We start from the raw sequence: 17,548 nt of genomic DNA, 5'->3' as shown, positions 1-17,548 counted from the left end.
AAATTGAACTTTGTTAAAATAAGAGGAGCTGTGAGATTAAAAAATAGAGGAATGACGAGCTTTTGCTCTTAGGAGGATATTGAATGACGGAACGAAAAAAATTAGTGCTTGTCGACGGAAACAGTCTGGCATACCGGGCGTTTTTTGCATTGCCGCTTTTAAGCAATGAAAAAGGCATCCATACAAATGCCGTATACGGGTTTGCGATGATTTTAATGAAAATGCTGGAAGATGAAAAGCCGACCCACATGCTGGTGGCTTTTGATGCGGGAAAAACCACTTTCCGCCACAGCACGTTTAAAGAATATAAAGGCGGAAGACAAAAAACGCCGCCGGAGCTTTCAGAACAGATGCCGTTCATCCGCGAGCTCCTTGATGCCTACAAAATCAGCCGCTACGAGCTTCCTGAATATGAAGCGGACGATATTATCGGCACCCTTGCCGTATCTGCTGAAAAAGACGGCTTCGAAGTAAAGGTAGTTTCGGGGGACAAGGACTTAACCCAGCTTGCAACCGGGAAAACGACCGTTGCCATTACGAGAAAAGGCATTACCGATGTGGAAGATTACACGCCGGAGCACGTGCAAGAAAAGTACGGTCTGACCCCTTTGCAAATCATTGATATGAAGGGATTAATGGGGGATTCATCCGATAACATACCGGGCGTCCCCGGCGTCGGAGAAAAAACCGCGATTAAGCTCTTAAAGCAGTTCCATTCGGTTGAGAAACTGCTTGATTCCATTGATGAAGTCAGCGGAAAAAAATTAAAAGAAAAGCTTGAAGAATATAAGGAACAAGCCCTGATGAGCAAAGAGCTGGCGACGATTATGACAAATGCGCCGATTGAAGTCAAGCCCGAAGATTTAGATTACAAAGGGTTTGACCGTGAACAAGTTGTTGCCATTTTTAAAGACCTCGGTTTTAATACGCTTCTTGAGCGGCTCGGTGAAGAAAGCGGGGAAACGGCGGAAGAAAATTTTGAAGACATCAATGTCGAAACGGCAGAAGAAATCACCGAAGATATGCTCGTTTCGCCGTCCGCTTTGGTCGTCGAACAAATCGGTGATAACTATCACGAAGAACCGATCCTTGGCTTTTCCATCGTGAATGAAACAGGTCTTTATTATATTCCGAAAGAAATCGCTATTCAGTCTGAAGCTTTTAAATCTTGGGCTGAAGATGAATCGATGAAAAAATGGGTGTTCGACAGCAAACGTTCCGTCGTCGCTTTGCGCTGGCAGGGAATTGAGCTGAAGGGAACGGAATTTGACGCGCTTCTTGCTGCCTACATTATAAACCCGGGCAATTCGTACGACGATGTCGCGAGCGTAGCGAAAGAATACGGGCTGAATATCGTTTCAAAAGATGAAGCGGTATACGGAAAAGGCGCAAAGCGCGCTATTCCGGCTGAAAAAGAGCTTGCTGATCATCTCGCGCGGAAAGCGTCTGCCGTTAACAGCCTTCGTGACAAACTGCTTGACGCTTTGGAAGAAAATAATCAGCTTGAATTATATGAAGATCTCGAACTCCCGCTTGCGCTTATTCTCGGAGAAATGGAATCAATGGGCGTCAAAGTGGATGTTGAAAGACTGAAGCGAATGGGCGAAGAGCTCAAGGCGAAGCTGAAAGAATATGAAGAAAAAATCCATGACATCGCCGGTGAGCCGTTTAACATCAATTCACCAAAACAGCTCGGCGTCATTCTGTTTGACAAGCTCGGCCTGCCGCCAGTAAAGAAAACAAAAACAGGCTATTCCACTTCAGCTGATGTGCTTGAGAAGCTCGCCGACAAACATGATATCGTCGCGTACATTCTGCAATACAGACAAATCGGCAAACTCCAATCGACTTATATAGAAGGGCTGCTGAAGGTCACGCGCAAGGATTCTCATAAGGTGCATACACGATTCAATCAGGCGTTGACTCAAACCGGACGCCTCAGCTCAACGGATCCGAACCTGCAAAATATTCCGATCCGGCTGGAGGAAGGGCGGAAAATCCGTCAGGCTTTCGTACCGTCCGAACCGGACTGGCTTATTTTCGCCGCCGATTATTCACAAATTGAATTAAGGGTGCTTGCGCATATTTCAAAAGATGAAAATCTGATCGAAGCGTTTACGAATGACATGGACATTCACACAAAAACCGCCATGGACGTGTTTCATGTCAGTGAAGATGAAGTGACACAAGCGATGCGCCGCCAGGCAAAGGCCGTCAATTTCGGCATTGTTTACGGCATCAGTGATTACGGGCTGTCGCAAAACCTCGGCATCACCCGGAAAGAAGCGGGCGCTTTTATAGACCGCTATTTGGAGAGCTTCCCGGGCGTCAAGGCATATATGGAAGAATCGGTGCAGGAAGCGAAGCAAAAAGGATATGTCACGACACTTATGCAGCGCCGCCGCTATATTCCTGAGCTGACCAGCCGCAACTTCAACCTGCGGAGCTTTGCGGAACGGACGGCCATGAATACGCCGATTCAGGGAAGCGCCGCCGATATTATTAAAAAAGCCATGATTGACATGGCAGCTGAGCTGAAAGAGAAAAACCTGAAGGCACGATTGCTGCTTCAGGTGCACGATGAATTGATTTTTGAAGCGCCTAAGGAAGAAATTGAAATATTAGAGAAGCTGGTTCCTGAAGTGATGGAGCATGCTTTGGCATTAGACGTGCCGCTGAAGGCGGATTATGCTTCAGGGCCGTCTTGGTACGATGCAAAATAAACAGAGAAAAAGGAAGTGATGATTGTGCCGGAATTACCAGAAGTTGAAACGGTCCGGCGCACTCTGACCGGTCTTGTGAAGGGGAAAACGATTGAATCGGCGGATATCAGATGGCCGAATATCATCAAAAAACCCGCCGAGCCGGAGGAATTCGCGCGGCAGATTGCAGGAGAAACAATCCGATCCATCGGAAGAAGGGGAAAGTTTTTGCTTTTCCATCTGGATCATTATGTCATGGTGTCCCACCTGCGGATGGAGGGGAAATACGGCCTTCATCAGGCCGATGAGCCTGACGATAAACATGTGCACGTCGTGTTTCACATGACGGACGGAACACAGCTCCGCTACAGGGATGTCCGGAAATTCGGCACGATGCATTTGTTTGCGCCGGGAGAGGAATTGAATGCATTACCGCTTTCACAGCTCGGGCCCGAACCCGATGATGAAGCATTTACCGCTGCTTATTTAAAAGAGCGGCTTGCAAAAACGAACCGCGCGGTGAAAACAGCCCTGCTCGATCAAAAAGCGGTCGTCGGCCTCGGCAATATTTATGTCGATGAAGCTTTATTCCGGGCGCGTATTCATCCTGAGATAAAAGCGAACAGTCTGTCAGACGGGCAGATAAAAACGCTTCATACAGAAATTAAAGACACCCTTCAGGAAGCGATTGACGCGGGCGGGAGCACCGTCCGGTCTTATATCAATTCTCAAGGGGAGATCGGAATGTTTCAGCTCAAACATTACGTATACGGCAAAAAGGATGAACCGTGCAAAACGTGCGGCACGATGATTTCTAAAATCGTGGTCGGCGGAAGGGGGACGCATTTTTGCGCCCGCTGCCAAAAAAAATCATAAACTGAAGCTGTACAAGCAGGCGGCAGCAGAATGACTTTTTTCTAACACAGTTGATGACCTTTCTCCATATATATATTGTGATTCACCCAATAGGCATATGTCACAATTGCCGATCAAGAGAAAGGGAGAAACGGATATGGAGATTGTTTCTTTGCTGCTTTTGGCTTTTGCTGTCAGCTTGGACAGTTTTTCAGTCGGGTTTACGTATGGTTTGAGAAAAATGAAAATCCCGTTCAAAGCGATTGCCGTGATCGCTTGCTGTTCAGCCTCTGTGATGTTTATATCCATGCTGATCGGCCATTTTCTGACAAAGATTTTTCCCGTATCCGTCACGGAAAAACTGGGCGGACTGATCTTAATCGGAATCGGGGCATGGGTCATCTGGCAATTTTTCAAACCGGCTAAAGAGCCGGATTACTTATTGCATGAAAAAACGTTACTTAATCTTGAAGTGAAATCGCTCGGCATCGTCATTCACATTTTGAAAAAACCGACCAGCGCCGATATTGATCAATCCGGAACCATTAACGGAGTCGAGGCGCTTCTGCTCGGTATCGCCTTATCCATTGACGCGTTTGGCGCCGGGCTGGGAGCGGCCATTCTCGGCTTTTCTCCGGTTATGATGAGCGTGACTGTCGGGCTGATGAGCTCGCTGTTTGTTTCACTCGGCATAAACGCGGGGCATTTGCTTTCAAGATGGAATTGGATAGATAAAATGACATTTTTGCCGGGAGTCCTGCTGATTATCATCGGGATTTGGAAAATGTAAGAAGGAGTGGGCTTTTTGAGCTTGGTCATCGGTTTAACGGGAGGCATCGCAAGCGGCAAAAGCACGGTAGCGCGTATGCTGATCGACAAAAAAATAACAGTCATTGATGCGGATGTCATCGCAAAACAGGCGGTGGAAAAAGGAATGCCGGCTTACGGACAAATTGTGGAAGCATTCGGAAAAGACATCCTGCTGGAAAATGGCGATATTGACAGAAAAAAACTCGGTTCTATCGTTTTCACTGACGAACAGAAGCGTCTGAAGCTGAATCAGATCGTTCATCCGGCGGTACGTGCGGAAATGCTCAAACAGCGGGATGAAGCCGTTGCGCGAAAAGAGCAGTTCGTCGTTTTGGATATACCGCTTTTGTATGAAAGCGGGCTTGATTATCTTGTCGGCAAGGTGCTCGTCGTCACCGTACCGGCAGACATTCAGCTCAAACGGCTGATGGAGCGGAATTCCCTTACAGAAGAAGAAGCGATGAGCCGGATAACGTCGCAAATGCCTTTAGCGGACAAAACAAAAAAAGCTGACGCCATCATTGATAACAGCGGCAGTCTTGAATATACAAAGCACCAGCTTGAGGAAGTATTGAGCGGCTGGGCATAAACAAACACCGTTCGGAAAGCCGAACGGTGTTTTTCTGGTTAAAAATCAAAATTGTCAGGGTCCGGACCGACACGGAGGTTTTCGTTCAGATCATCAATCCGCTTCATATCGTCAGCTGACAGTTCGAAATCAAAGACATTTGCATTTTCTTCAATACGGTGTTTTTTAGTTGATTTCGGAATGGTGATGACACCGTTCTGCAAATCCCAGCGCAAAATCACTTGAGCGGCTGATTTGCCGTACTTCTCAGCGATCTCCTGTAAGACGGGATGATCAAGCAGCTGCCCTTGCATCAATGGCGACCACGCTTCAAGCTGAATGCCTTGTTCAGTGCAGAAAGCAAGCAGTTCTTTCTGTGTCAGACGCGGGTGGTACTCCACCTGGTTGATCATTGGCTTGATTTCCGTTTCTTTCATGAGATGTTTCAGATGGTCAATTTGGAAATTGCTGACCCCGATGGCCTTAATGCGTCCATCCCTGTAGAGGGTTTCGAGCGCCCGCCACGCATCGATGTACTTTCCTTCGACAGGCCAATGAATTAAATATAAATCCAAATAATCTAAACCGAGTTTTTCTAAGCTTGTGTCAAACGCTTTTAACGTTTCTTCATATCCTAAATCGGCATTCCACACTTTTGACGTGACAAAAATGTCTTCACGTTTTAATCCCGCTTCTTGCAGTCCTTGGCGGATGCCTTCGCCGACACCTTCTTCATTTCCGTAAATCGCGGCGGTATCAACGCTGCGATAGCCGTGCACCAATGCCGTTTTCACCGCGTTGACGAGTTCCGCGCCTTCCTCTACTTTGAAAACGCCGATGCCGAACCAAGGCATCTCTACTCCGTTATGCAATGTTGCTTTTGCTTGTAAATGTGTTGTCATGTATATATTCCTCCTATTAGTTGTCTGTTGAAACAATCAAAATGCGCTGAAGAAAAACTCACCTCCTTTCAAGAGCAGTGCGGTCCCGCTTTTCAAGCTTCCTGCTCCATCCGGTTAATACGACCGCGCTGAGCACCATCAGCGCCCCGATCCAAGCGGTATGAATGATTCCGATTGAGTCTGTAATGATTCCGCCGGCAAACGAGCCGATCGCGATTCCGGCATTGAATGCCGCGATGTTTAAGGCTGATGCTGTATCAACGGCGCTTGGCGCAAAACGTTCACTCAGCATCACAACATATACCTGAAGCCCCGGCACATTCATAAACGCCAACAGCCCCATGAAAATAATGGTGATCAGCCCGGCTGTTTTAAACGGCGCGGTAAAAGTCAGAACAAACAGCACAGCAGCCTGGACAATGAACATATAAAACAAGGCTTTCAGCGGATTCCGGTTTGATAAACGGCCTCCAATCATGTTTCCGATAGCAATCGCAATTCCGTAAATGAGCAGGATGGCCGCGACGGTTTCTTTCTGAAAACCGGTTACCTCCTGAAGAAGCGGAGATAAATACGTAAACACGACAAACGTTCCGCCGTAGCCTAACGCGGTAATAATAAATAAAAGCAATAACCGGCCGTTTGTGACGAGCTTGACCTGCTCGGAAAATGCGGTTTTCGTCCCTTTGCGCAAATGCGACGGAACGAGAAGCGCGTTTGTGAGGAATGCGATGATTCCTACCGCCACAATGACGGCAAAGGCAATCCTCCAGCCGAATTGCTGGCCGAGATAGGTGCCGAACGGAACGCCGGTCACCGTAGCCACCGTCAGCCCCGTAAACATAATGGAAATCGCGCTTGCTCTTTTATGCTCCGGCACGATATTGGCGGCGATTGTTGCCCCGATTGACATGAAAATGCCGTGGGAAAACGCCGAAATAACCCGTGCCGCCAGTAAGACGCCGATTGAGGAAGCGCTCGCTGCGAGTGTATTTCCGGCGATAAAAATTAACATCACCCAGAGCAGCAGCGTTTTCCGTGACATGCCGGATGTGAGAGATGTTAAAACCGGCGCGCCGAATGTCACGCCCAGAGCATACATGGAAACGGTAAGCCCCGCCGTTGTGACAGGTATATGCAGATCTTGAGATATAAGCGGCAGCAGCCCGACACTGATAAATTCGGTTGTGCCGATCGCAAAAGCGCTGACGGCTAATGCCAGCAGCGCTGGTAAATAGCTTTGGCGATGTGAAGACATCTGTTTTCCTCCTTGAACGATAATGTATGGTTGAAATGATGCCGGGTAAACGATATAAGTATAAGAGTACATTCCTTTTCAGCCGGCAAATGTCATTATGATCGATAGAAGTGTCATTGAAAAGAACGTACTTTTAAGTGCCATAGGCACTTTTTAGTTCCTATAGATGAGGAGGAATTACCGTTGCTGAAGAAAAAATACAATATATCCGTAGAGGCGGCGCTTGAAGTGATCGGCGGAAAATGGAAGTGTGTGATCCTCTGCCACCTCATGCGCGGGAAAAAACGGACAAGCGAATTGAAGCGGCTTATGCCGGACATCACCCAGAAGATGCTGACACAGCAATTGCGGGAGCTGGAAGCTGACGGCGTCATCAACCGGATCGTGTACAATCAGGTGCCGCCGAAAGTGGAATACGAGCTGAGTGAATACGGGCACAGTCTGGAAAGAATTTTAAACGCGCTGTGCGACTGGGGCGCGATGCATATTGCTAAACGGTACGGCGAGGTGTCCTCCGTTTTAGAGGACAGCATTTTAAATGACAAATTTAAAGAACCGGGACAAATATAAGAAAAAAGCAGGCAGCCTGAGACGCTGATCCTGCTTTTTTTATGGAAGAAAGATCATTTTATATGCAAAAAAACCGATTGAACAACATATTGATCGGTATAAGGGTGGATTTTTATCAAGTTGTACTGGCGGATTTCTTTTAATGTGTTATACTATATATAAATAAAAGTAAATTAGAGTGGCATATTAAAAAGGGGTGACCTGAGCATGAAGGTAAAAGTAGCAATCAACGGGTTTGGAAGAATCGGAAGAATGGTGTTCAGAAAAGCAATGGAAGATGATCAAATTCAAATAACAGCCATTAATGCAAGCTATCCCCCGGAAACGCTTGCTCATTTGATAAAGTATGACACAATTCACGGCAAATACGATCAAGAAGTTGAGATCTCCGACGACAGTCTGATCGTCAACGGAAAACATATTATGCTGTTCAATCGCCGGGACCCGAGAGAGCTTCCGTGGAAAGAATGCGGAATAGACATCGTCGTAGAGGCAACGGGGAAATTTAATTCAAAAGAAAAAGCAATGAGCCATATTGAAGCAGGGGCGAAAAAAGTTATTTTAACGGCTCCGGGCAAAAATGAAGACGTTACCATTGTCATGGGAGTAAATGAAGAGCAATTCAATCCCGATGAACATGTCATTATTTCAAATGCATCCTGCACGACAAACTGTCTTGCGCCGGTCGTCAAAGTGCTTGATCAGGAATTCGGGATTGAAAGCGGCCTGATGACGACTGTTCACGCTTACACGAATGATCAAAAAAATATCGACAATCCGCATAAAGATCTGCGGAGGGCGAGAGCGTGCGGAGAATCCATCATTCCGACTTCTACAGGCGCCGCCAAAGCGCTGTCGCTCGTGCTGCCTCATTTGAAAGGAAAACTTCACGGTCTTGCTTTGCGTGTTCCCGTTCCGAATGTGTCATTAGTGGACCTTGTCTGCGATCTGAAAACAGATGTGTCGGCCGAGCAAGTGAACGCCGCTTTCCAAAGAGCCGCAAAAACGTCGATGTACGGAATTCTTGATTATTCGGATGAGCCGCTCGTTTCTTCGGATTATAATACGAATTCACACTCTGCGATCATCGACGGACTGACAACGATGGTGATGGAAGGCCGAAAAGTAAAGGTGCTCGCCTGGTATGACAATGAATGGGGATATTCCTGCCGGGTCGTTGATCTTATCCGTCATGTCGCCGCGCGAATGAAACACCCGTCAGCTGTGTAGACTAAAGATCATGGACATTTGTTAGAAAAAAACCCTTAACGGCATATTTGCAAAAAACACACCTTGCAAAATAAACTTAAACACAGTATACTATCTTTCGTGAACTTCTTGCTCGTGACTGCTTCGGAATTACTTAAAGGGTTAGGACCTCTCCGGACTAACTTTCCCCCGTGGTAAATGGCCGGGTCAGTTCTCGGAAATTCACTTTTTTAATTCTTGTTAAGGGGGGTCCATGATTATGGAAACAATGGGGCGTCACGTCATCTCCGAGCTGTGGGGATGCGATTTTGATAAGCTCAATGACATGGATTTTATTGAAAAAACGTTTGTAAATGCTGCTTTGAAATCAGGAGCTGAAGTGCGCGAGGTCGCATTTCACAAATTTGCACCGCAAGGCGTAAGCGGAGTCGTTATCATCTCTGAGTCACATTTAACGATTCACAGTTTTCCTGAACACGGATATGCAAGCATTGATGTTTATACTTGTGGAGACCTGGATCCTAATGTGGCTGCGGATTACATTGCGGACGCATTACATGCAGATACAAGAGAAAACATTGAAATACCGAGAGGAATGGGGCCTGTACAGATTAAACAGGCACAAGCGAAAGTACTGTAATTTTCAAAACGCAAACACAAGGGAGCTAAGCTGAAAAAGCCATTACGCGCTTTGAAGCTGATGCTCCTTTTCTAATGTAAAAAAACAGCATTGCTTTTTCTTTAAGCATTTTTTTTGTAAAATAGAAAAGATAAGGCCGGTCTATCGGCTCTCCCAACAAATAGGCTCATCCTAGAAACGTTGGCGGGCATTTACCGGAAGCTTGCGAACCGCATTACAGCAACGAAACAGATGGGAGCTGATCCAATTTGAAATGTCCTTCATGCCAGCATAACGGTTCCCGCGTACTTGATTCACGGCCTGCGGACGAAGGGAAATCAATCCGCAGAAGGCGGGAATGCGAAGCCTGCCATTACCGCTTCACTACATTTGAGAAGTTTGAAGAGATGCCTCTGATCGTCGTGAAAAAAGAAGGCGTCCGGGAAGAATTCAGCCGTGAAAAAATGCTGCGCGGGTTAATTAAAGCTTGTGAAAAAAGGCCCGTTCCTTTAAAAACATTGGAAGACATGTGCTTTGACATTGAAAAAGAGCTGAGAAACCAAGGTGTATCTGAAGTCAAAAGCGAACTTGTCGGAGAAATGGTAATGGACCGTCTGGCGAAAATCGATGAGGTGTCTTATGTCCGCTTTGCCTCCGTCTACCGGCAGTTTAAGGATATAAACGTGTTTATCGATGAATTGAAAGATTTAATAAAGAAAGAACGCTGAGAGAGCTAAGAGATTGTGTCTGGCTCTTTTCTCATGAGCAAAATTGGCATTTGATAGATCGCAGAAACGGTGTAAAATGAGAGTAGAAACATATCGGAAGGTTTGAGAATCATGGCTGACTATTGGAATGACGTATTGCCTGTAGATCCTTATACGGTCAAAAGCCGTTCGCTTCTTCAGGATGTCGACAGACAGGTTTTGACACATCTGTACCAGCCGCTGATCGGTTCTTTTGCATTCTCCCTTTATATGACCTTATGGGGGGAGCTTGAGCAGAACCGCTTGTGGGGAGCGGAATCCACGCACAGGCAGCTGATGGGCATGATGCAGTCAAATTTAAAAAAGATTCATCATGAACAGGGAAAGCTTGAAGGAATCGGGCTGCTGAAAGTGTATATCCGGGAGTCCGAGCAAAAAGAGCGGATGTTTATTTACGAGCTGCTTCCCCCGCTCAGACCGAATGATTTTTTTGAAGACGGCATGCTGAATGTCTTTCTTTATAACAGAGTCGGTAAAACGAAATACCAGCAGCTGAGACAATTTTACACGCATCCTTCCGTCGGCGCGGGCGCAAGGGAAATTACCCGTCCGTTTAATCACGCCTTTGCCTCTTTTCAGCCGAGTGAATGGAAAATGACGCCTGATATGGAAGAAGCGATGAAGCTCCCCGAGGACTATGAGACGGCGTCTGTCGGACAAGCGCCTTCCTATACGGTGACGGAGGAAGTATTTGATTTTGAGCTTTTCATGGCGGGACTGTCAGAAACGATGATACCGCGCAAATCAATCACGCAGGATGTGCGGGAGAGCATTAAAAAGCTTTCATATTTATACGGAATAGATCCTATCTCCATGCAGCACGTCGTCATGACCGCAATTAATGAACAGGATACGATAACGGCCGAAGCGCTGAGGAAAGCGGCCAGCGACTGGTACCAAATTGAAAGAAGCGGGAAGCTTCCGGAACTGATTGATAAAACACAGCCTGTCACCTTGAGAGAAAACCGGACGGAAAAGGACGATTCATTGAACGGCGAACTCATCGCACAGCTTGAGACCATATCACCGAGAAAGCTTCTTCAGGACATTGCGGACGGCACCGAGCCGTCAAAAGCCGACTTGCAGATTATCGCCGATATTATGTTCGAACAAAAGCTTGAGCCCGGCGTCACCAATGTGCTGATTTATTATGTCATGCTGAAAACGGATATGAAGCTGTCCAAAAACTATATCCAAAAAATCGCCGCCCACTGGGCCAGAAAGAAAGTCAAAACGGTACGGGAAGCAATGAAGCTCGCAATAGAAGAGCACAGGCAATATCTTGATTGGGCGGACGGCAAAACAAACGGCGCGGCGCGCGGCAAAAAAACCGTCCGGGAAGAAAAGCGTCCTGATTGGATGAAAGAAGAAGAAACCGGGAAGAAACAAGAACAGCCGGCTCTTTCCGCGCAGGATCTTGAAGAACAGAAGAAAAAAATGATGGAAGAAATGAAAAAACTGAAAAAATACTCTGCCTATTGAGACAGAGAAGCGGGGTGATATTGAATGGAACCGATCAGCCGATCCTTAGAAGGCGTGACGAAAAGACCTGACTTTCAAAAACGCCTGGAACGAATGCAGCAGCAAGTCATGGCCGACGAAGACGTCCAGGCTTTTTTGAAGGAACAGAAAGATGTAATCAATCAAAGCATGATTGACAGAGGGTTAAATAAACTGTACGAATTCGTTCAGCAAAGCAAACAGTGCGCCTTCTGTTCGAAAGACAGCCGGACGAACAGCCTGCTTGAAGGCTATCATCCGAAGCTTGTGATCAACGGGCGTTCCATCGATATTGAATATTACGAATGTCCGGAAAAGAGAAAGCTCGACCGACAGAAAAGACAAAAGTCCCTGATGAAGAGCATGTATATCCAGCAGGATCTTCTCGGCGCGACGTTTCAGCAGATCGACATTACCGATCCGAGCAGAGTCGGCATTTTCCAGCATGTGACGGATTTTCTGAAGAGCTATAATGAAACGGGAAAAGGCAAAGGGCTGTACCTGTACGGAAAATTCGGAATCGGAAAGACATTTATTTTAGCCGCCATTGCTAACGAACTGGCGGAAAAAGAGTATTCATCAATGATCGTATATGTTCCCGAATTTGTCAGAGAGCTGAAAAACTCGCTCCAGGATCAGTCGTTGGAGGCGAAACTGAATATGGTGAAAACGACGCCCGTACTGATGCTTGATGACATCGGAGCGGAGTCAATGACAAGCTGGGTCAGAGATGAGGTCATCGGCACCGTGCTTCAGCACAGAATGAGCCAGCAGCTTCCCACTTTCTTCTCGTCTAATTTTTCACCAGACGAGCTGAAGCATCATTTTACGTATTCACAGCGGGGAGAAAAGGAAGAAGTAAAAGCGGCAAGACTGATGGAGCGGATTTTATATTTGGCTTCGCCCATCCGTCTTGACGGGGAAAACCGCCGCCGTTCATGATGCCGGCGTCCAATGGGAAGGATTTGAGGGAATGAGGAATAAGAAGGCTGTCACTTGGGCTGCGGCTGCGGCGGGAGCGGGCCTTTTGCTGTGGGCAAACCGCAAATATCTGAATCTGTCGCCTAAGGAGATCCGGCTGTGGGTATTATCGTTCGGTATTTTTGCGCCGCTTGTGTTTATCGGAATTTCCATCGTCAGGCCTTTTGTGCTGTTTCCCGTATCAATCGTTTCCGTCGCCGGAGGATTGGCGTTCGGCCCGTTTTTCGGCACCGTGTATACGCTGGCGGGCTCAATGGGCGCTGCCGCCGCCTCTTTTTTTGCGGCGTGGCTGTTTGCCTTTAATGAGAAAAACCGTCATGGAAAAATGGAAGCCATTCAAAAGCAGATGAAAACCAATGGCTTCTTTTATATTTTTATCCTGCGTATTCTGCCTGTTAATTTTGATGTGATCAGCTATGCCGCGGGCCTATCGAAAGTCAGGCCGATGACGTATTTTTTGGCGACCGCAGCGGGCATCATTCCGGGGACGATCGTCCTGAATGTGCTCGGCGCGAGCTTTATGTCCGGCAATGTGCTGACCGTACTCTGCGTGATCTGTCTTTACATCGTATTTTTATCGCTTCCCGTTATATTTAAAAAGAAGGTGCGCCATTTGTTCGGCGGTGAAAGCTAACCTTTACGTCTATTTTAAAAACATCCCCCATATACTTGTAACAGATGCCGTAAGGGGGGACAAATATGCTTGAAGTGATCTTTGAAGATGACCACGATACCGCCGCTTTTTTACATCTCATTCAGCAATCGGACGACCGGAGACATTTTATTGTCCGTGAAGACATAAAAAAAGTCGGAATCACAAGGTCTGAAACGGCTTTTTGCGTTCAGCGCTTTATTGAGCCGATACTTGTCAGGTTTTTTTTGGAATGCAAAGAAGACGAGCATATGCTTTCGCTTATTGAGGATGCATACTGCTTCACCGATCAGGATGAACAGCAGCAAATCCTTCAGCTTGCACACAGCATTATGGAAGGAGAGTTGGATGATCATCCGTTCGAGCCGAAGAAAGAGCCGCGCACACAGTTTATTTCAGATGCGCTCCGGACGATTTCACTTGATGCGGGTGTTTTTTCCGTGCGTTCGTTTCAGACGTTCCGGCTCGGCAGGTATTATGAGCGGCTCAGAGAATACGCGGAGGCTGCGATAGATGAATACCGGATGGAACAGGAATATCAAAACTTTATCCAGTCTCTGAGAGATTATGTGACATCCAATCCGCCGCGGATGAAGAAAGTCCGCATCGTACATGACCGGGCTTTTACGCTGTGGGAGCTGCGCTATTTGTCAGAACGGGAACAGAAAAAATACATAGACAGACGGTTTGTGCGGGAGCACCCGATGTATATAGATTCCCATCTCCTTGCGCCGCTGATCTCCATTGCGCCTGAGACGGTAGAACTGTATACGGACAAACCGGAGCATATGATGTCCAGAACGATTCAAAACGTGTTTCAGGAGAGGGTGCGCCTTTTTCCGCTGGGCGCGTTTGCAGCCGAGAAGACGGAAGGATAGCCGCACGGACGGCCTTGTGTAGGCGGCAGGGCTGTCTGTGCGAAATCAGACGGAAAACCGAGTTGCATTTTTCTCGCAGACATTTTATAATACATAAAAGATTAATGATTGCTACACGTATTGATAAGGACATGAAGCATTGATACCGGCTTTATAAGAGAGGAGAGCCCTAGGCTGAAAGCTTTCCAGCTATGGATCATTGTCTTTACCGCCTTTGAACTTCAGCTGTGAACGCCGGAAGAAGCGCCAGTAATAGCTGACGGGAACTCCCGTTACAGAGTTTAGAGCCGCAGGTGCCGAAACAATCGGCCGCGCGGAAAAAAGGGTGGAACCACGATTCCGTTTATTTAACCTCGTCCCTTTCATAGGGGGCGGGGTTTTTGATTTGCATAAAAAAAGGAGTGACGAAGATGTCAGATATGATCAACATCACATTTCCGGACGGAGCGGTAAAGGAATTTCCGAAAGGAACCACAACAGAAGATATCGCGGCATCCATCAGTCCGGGATTAAAGAAAAAGTCTTTAGCCGGAAAACTGAACGGACAGGAAATTGATTTAAGAACGCCGATTCAAGAGGACGGTGCCGTAGAAATCATTACAGAAGGCACAGAAGAAGGCTTGAACATCATGCGGCACAGCACGGCGCATTTATTGGCCCAGGCGATTAAACGCATTTATAAAGATGTGAAATTCGGAGTCGGCCCCGTCATTGAAAACGGGTTCTATTATGACGTTGAAATGGAGCAGGCGCTGACGCCGGATGACCTTCCGAAGATTGAAAAAGAAATGAAACGCATCGTCGGTGAAAATCTGCCGATTATCCGAAAAGAAGTGAGCCGTGATGAAGCAAAAGCCATGTTTGCGGAAATCGGCGATAATCTGAAGCTTGAACTGCTGGATGCCATCCCAGAAGACGAAACGGTCTCCATTTATGAGCAGGGCGAATTTTTTGACCTGTGCCGCGGCGTGCACGTGCCGTCTACAGGTAAAATTAAAGAATTTAAGCTGCTGAGCCTTGCGGGCGCGTACTGGCGCGGCGACAGCAAAAACCAAATGCTTCAGCGCATTTACGGCACGGCCTTCTTTAAAAAGGATGACTTGAAAGAGCATTTGCGGATGCTTGAAGAAGCGAAAGAGCGTGACCACCGAAAACTGGGCAAAGAATTAAAATTGTTCGCCAACTCTCAAAAAGTCGGACAAGGCCTGCCGCTCTGGCTGCCGAAAGGCGCGACCATCCGACGCGTGATCGAGCGCTACATTGTGGATAAAGAGCTGAGCCTCGGTTATGAGCACGTCTATACGCCTGTTCTCGGAAGCAAAGACCTGTACGAAACATCAGGGCACTGGGATCATTATCAGGATACGATGTTTCCGCCGATGGAAATGGACAATGAAACACTCGTGCTCCGTCCGATGAACTGTCCTCACCATATGATGATTTACAAACAGGACATTCACAGCTACCGCGAGCTCCCGATCCGCATCGCCGAGCTGGGAACGATGCATCGTTATGAAATGTCCGGGGCGCTTTCAGGTCTTCAGCGCGTACGCGGCATGACGTTAAATGACGCGCACATTTTCGTCCGCCCTGACCAGATTAAAGAAGAATTCATCCGCACGGTCCGTTTGATTCAAGACGTATACGAAGACTTCGGCCTGAATGATTACACATTCCGCCTGTCTTACCGCGATCCTGAAGATACGGAAAAATATTTTGATGATGATGAGATGTGGAACAAAGCGCAGTCCATGCTGAAAGCGGCAATGGATGAGATGGGGCACGACTACTATGAAGCGGAAGGCGAAGCGGCGTTTTACGGCCCTAAGCTTGACGTGCAGGTGAAAACGGCGATCGGCAAAGAAGAGACATTGTCAACTGTACAGCTTGACTTCCTTCTTCCGGAACGCTTTGATCTCACTTACGTCGGAGAAGACGGCAAACAGCACCGTCCTGTCGTTATTCACCGCGGCGTCGTGTCAACGATGGAGCGTTTCGTTGCTTTCTTAATCGAAGAGCACAAAGGCGCCCTTCCGACATGGCTTGCGCCGGTGCAATTCCAAGTCATCCCTGTATCACCGTCCGTGCATCTTGACTATGCGAAAAAAGTGCAGGAGCGCCTGCAGCGCGAAGGCCTGCGTGTCGAGCTTGACAGCCGGGACGAGAAAATCGGCTATAAAATCCGTGAAGCGCAAATGCAAAAAATCCCGTACATGCTTGTGGTCGGTGACCAAGAAGCGGAAAACGGCGCGGTAAATGTCCGGAAATACGGCGAGCAGAAATCAGAAACCGTCTCATTGGACGATTTTGTGAAAAAGGCTGTAGCCGAAGCGAAAAAATAACCGGAAATACAAAAAACCCCGTTCATTCAGAATGGGGTTTTTTTGCGTATAAAATTATCTTTCTTTTTGTTTCTCTATAATCGCAAACAGCTCGTGAAGATCGCTGATCACGTAATCAGGCGCAATGTCCGTATCATTTTTCTTTTGTGTCCGGTTTACCCAGACTGTCGTAATGCCTGCCCGTTTCGCTCCCAATATATCAGTATTGAGGTTATCTCCGACCATAATGGCGTCTTCTTTTTCCAGGTTCAGGAGGCCGAGGCAATGTTCGAATATGGAGGCGTCGGGTTTCCCTTTTCCGAAAGCGCCTGAGATGACGATTTCATTAAAATAAGGCGCGAGCTCAGGAACGCCGGCGAGTTTTTCTTTCTGCAGGCTGGGATCGCCGTTTGTCAGCAGAAGCAATTCATAAACACCTTTCAGCTTATCAAGCACCGCAAACGTTTCATCATACACGTACGGACGCTGTCTGCGTTCCGCCGCGAAAAACTCCGCCAAATATTCGCCGTAAGCCGCATCGTCTATACCGACGCTTTTTAAGCCGTTCGTCCAGGCGTTTCGTCTGTATTCCGGCGCAATCCGATTCAGCTGTTTAAATCCTTCGCTGACCGGCTCGGAAAAATTCGCCCACAATCCTTCAAACGGATTAATGCCGATCATGACCGTATAAGGATAGGTTTCGTATGACATATACAATTCCCGTGCCGCTTTCCGAACCGCCTCTTCAAATGTATGCGGGTCAAGGCCATATTTTTTTTCCGCTTGTAAACATGTTTCCCTGAATGTTGTTCTGACGCTTTTTTCATCCCATAACAGTGTATCGTCCAAATCAAAAAATACGGCTTTCATGATCTTCTCCTCTTTGTTATATTCTGAAACTCTCTGCCGCAAGGCTCCCGTTTATTCTACAATAGATATATAGACTGTGAAAGATT

At 47.2% G+C, this 17,548-nt stretch carries 16 protein-coding genes; 13 read left to right on the top strand and 3 right to left on the bottom strand.

Features of this window, described 5'->3' with window-relative positions; genetic code table 11:
* The first annotated feature begins 83 nt into the window (after positions 1-83).
* From polA to coaE, 4 genes are all read left to right on the top strand, one after another.
* Positions 84-2,723: a DNA polymerase I gene (polA, locus tag SB847_RS09735; RefSeq protein WP_410561317.1), complete on the top strand. Its 2,640-nt coding sequence runs from the start codon at positions 84-86 to the stop codon at positions 2,721-2,723.
* 24 nt (positions 2,724-2,747) lie between these two features.
* A complete protein-coding gene (gene mutM / locus SB847_RS09730) occupies positions 2,748-3,578 on the top strand; it encodes a DNA-formamidopyrimidine glycosylase (RefSeq protein ID WP_410561318.1) in 831 nt (276 codons plus the stop codon).
* Between the two features lie 136 nt (positions 3,579-3,714).
* Entirely contained in the window at positions 3,715-4,347 is a 633-nt protein-coding gene (gene ytaF / locus SB847_RS09725; protein ID WP_003152461.1) for a sporulation membrane protein YtaF, read from the top strand.
* Between the two features lie 15 nt (positions 4,348-4,362).
* On the top strand, positions 4,363-4,956 hold the full coding sequence (coaE, locus tag SB847_RS09720; RefSeq protein WP_410561319.1) for a dephospho-CoA kinase: 594 nt from the start codon (positions 4,363-4,365) through the stop codon (positions 4,954-4,956).
* 38 nt (positions 4,957-4,994) lie between these two features.
* Here the strand turns inward: coaE and SB847_RS09715 are convergent, their stop codons facing one another.
* Positions 4,995-5,837: an aldo/keto reductase gene (locus SB847_RS09715; protein WP_038459459.1), complete on the bottom strand. Its 843-nt coding sequence runs from the start codon at positions 5,835-5,837 to the stop codon at positions 4,995-4,997.
* Positions 5,838-5,895: 58 nt separating this feature from the next.
* The gene (locus SB847_RS09710) at positions 5,896-7,095 is read right to left on the bottom strand and encodes an MFS transporter (protein ID WP_014305559.1); all 1,200 of its coding nucleotides are present in this window, start codon (positions 7,093-7,095) and stop codon (positions 5,896-5,898) included.
* Between the two features lie 183 nt (positions 7,096-7,278).
* Here SB847_RS09710 and SB847_RS09705 point away from each other — a divergent pair, with 183 nt between their 5' ends.
* The 9 genes from SB847_RS09705 (at position 7,279) to thrS (ending at position 16,613) form a co-directional block, all read left to right on the top strand.
* The gene (locus SB847_RS09705) at positions 7,279-7,665 is read left to right on the top strand and encodes a winged helix-turn-helix transcriptional regulator (protein ID WP_003152469.1); all 387 of its coding nucleotides are present in this window, start codon (positions 7,279-7,281) and stop codon (positions 7,663-7,665) included.
* A 207-nt stretch (positions 7,666-7,872) separates the two neighbouring features.
* Positions 7,873-8,895, top strand: coding sequence for a glyceraldehyde-3-phosphate dehydrogenase (locus SB847_RS09700; protein WP_310527725.1), 1,023 nt, complete (start codon positions 7,873-7,875; stop codon positions 8,893-8,895).
* A gap of 238 nt (positions 8,896-9,133) precedes the next feature.
* Positions 9,134-9,514, top strand: a complete 381-nt coding sequence (gene speD / locus SB847_RS09695; protein WP_003152471.1) for an adenosylmethionine decarboxylase — start codon at positions 9,134-9,136, stop codon at positions 9,512-9,514.
* 248 nt (positions 9,515-9,762) lie between these two features.
* The gene (gene nrdR / locus SB847_RS09690; protein ID WP_003152473.1) at positions 9,763-10,221 is read left to right on the top strand and encodes a transcriptional regulator NrdR; all 459 of its coding nucleotides are present in this window, start codon (positions 9,763-9,765) and stop codon (positions 10,219-10,221) included.
* A gap of 111 nt (positions 10,222-10,332) precedes the next feature.
* The gene (gene dnaB, locus SB847_RS09685; protein WP_012118158.1) at positions 10,333-11,742 is read left to right on the top strand and encodes a replicative helicase loading/DNA remodeling protein DnaB; all 1,410 of its coding nucleotides are present in this window, start codon (positions 10,333-10,335) and stop codon (positions 11,740-11,742) included.
* 24 nt (positions 11,743-11,766) lie between these two features.
* The gene (gene dnaI / locus SB847_RS09680; RefSeq protein ID WP_032873717.1) at positions 11,767-12,702 is read left to right on the top strand and encodes a primosomal protein DnaI; all 936 of its coding nucleotides are present in this window, start codon (positions 11,767-11,769) and stop codon (positions 12,700-12,702) included.
* Positions 12,703-12,733: 31 nt separating this feature from the next.
* The gene (locus tag SB847_RS09675; protein ID WP_032874139.1) at positions 12,734-13,375 is read left to right on the top strand and encodes a TVP38/TMEM64 family protein; all 642 of its coding nucleotides are present in this window, start codon (positions 12,734-12,736) and stop codon (positions 13,373-13,375) included.
* Positions 13,376-13,440: 65 nt separating this feature from the next.
* A complete protein-coding gene (gene ytxC, locus SB847_RS09670; protein ID WP_410577649.1) occupies positions 13,441-14,271 on the top strand; it encodes a putative sporulation protein YtxC in 831 nt (276 codons plus the stop codon).
* 410 nt (positions 14,272-14,681) lie between these two features.
* Positions 14,682-16,613: a threonine--tRNA ligase gene (gene thrS / locus SB847_RS09665; RefSeq protein WP_012118154.1), complete on the top strand. Its 1,932-nt coding sequence runs from the start codon at positions 14,682-14,684 to the stop codon at positions 16,611-16,613.
* A 54-nt stretch (positions 16,614-16,667) separates the two neighbouring features.
* Here the strand turns inward: thrS and SB847_RS09660 are convergent, their stop codons facing one another.
* Positions 16,668-17,462 carry an HAD family hydrolase gene (locus SB847_RS09660; RefSeq protein WP_032873721.1) on the bottom strand — a complete coding sequence of 265 codons (795 nt, stop codon included), beginning with the start codon at positions 17,460-17,462 and terminating at the stop codon, positions 16,668-16,670.
* Positions 17,463-17,548 lie beyond the last annotated feature (86 nt).

The sequence above is a fragment of the Bacillus sp. SIMBA_026 genome (assembly GCF_046535335.1).
Classification (GTDB): Bacteria; Bacillota; Bacilli; order Bacillales; family Bacillaceae; genus Bacillus; species Bacillus velezensis.
The sequence above is the reverse complement of the archived record's forward strand: the minus strand, read 5'-3'. Positions and strand labels throughout refer to the sequence as shown.

What these genes read in the sequence shown, in the direction of transcription:
- speD (WP_003152471.1), top strand. Translation starts at nt 9,134, where the DNA reads ATGGAAACAATGGGGCGTCACGTCATCTCCGAGCTGTGGGGATGCGAT.
- thrS (WP_012118154.1), top strand. Translation starts at nt 14,682, where the DNA reads ATGTCAGATATGATCAACATCACATTTCCGGACGGAGCGGTAAAGGAA.
- dnaI (WP_032873717.1), top strand. Translation starts at nt 11,767, where the DNA reads ATGGAACCGATCAGCCGATCCTTAGAAGGCGTGACGAAAAGACCTGAC.
- SB847_RS09700 (WP_310527725.1), top strand. Translation starts at nt 7,873, where the DNA reads ATGAAGGTAAAAGTAGCAATCAACGGGTTTGGAAGAATCGGAAGAATG.
- polA (WP_410561317.1), top strand. Translation starts at nt 84, where the DNA reads ATGACGGAACGAAAAAAATTAGTGCTTGTCGACGGAAACAGTCTGGCA.
- dnaB (WP_012118158.1), top strand. Translation starts at nt 10,333, where the DNA reads ATGGCTGACTATTGGAATGACGTATTGCCTGTAGATCCTTATACGGTC.
- ytxC (WP_410577649.1), top strand. Translation starts at nt 13,441, where the DNA reads ATGCTTGAAGTGATCTTTGAAGATGACCACGATACCGCCGCTTTTTTA.
- SB847_RS09660 (WP_032873721.1), bottom strand. Translation starts at nt 17,462, where the DNA reads ATGAAAGCCGTATTTTTTGATTTGGACGATACACTGTTATGGGATGAA.
- SB847_RS09675 (WP_032874139.1), top strand. Translation starts at nt 12,734, where the DNA reads ATGAGGAATAAGAAGGCTGTCACTTGGGCTGCGGCTGCGGCGGGAGCG.
- SB847_RS09715 (WP_038459459.1), bottom strand. Translation starts at nt 5,837, where the DNA reads ATGACAACACATTTACAAGCAAAAGCAACATTGCATAACGGAGTAGAG.
- SB847_RS09710 (WP_014305559.1), bottom strand. Translation starts at nt 7,095, where the DNA reads ATGTCTTCACATCGCCAAAGCTATTTACCAGCGCTGCTGGCATTAGCC.
- ytaF (WP_003152461.1), top strand. Translation starts at nt 3,715, where the DNA reads ATGGAGATTGTTTCTTTGCTGCTTTTGGCTTTTGCTGTCAGCTTGGAC.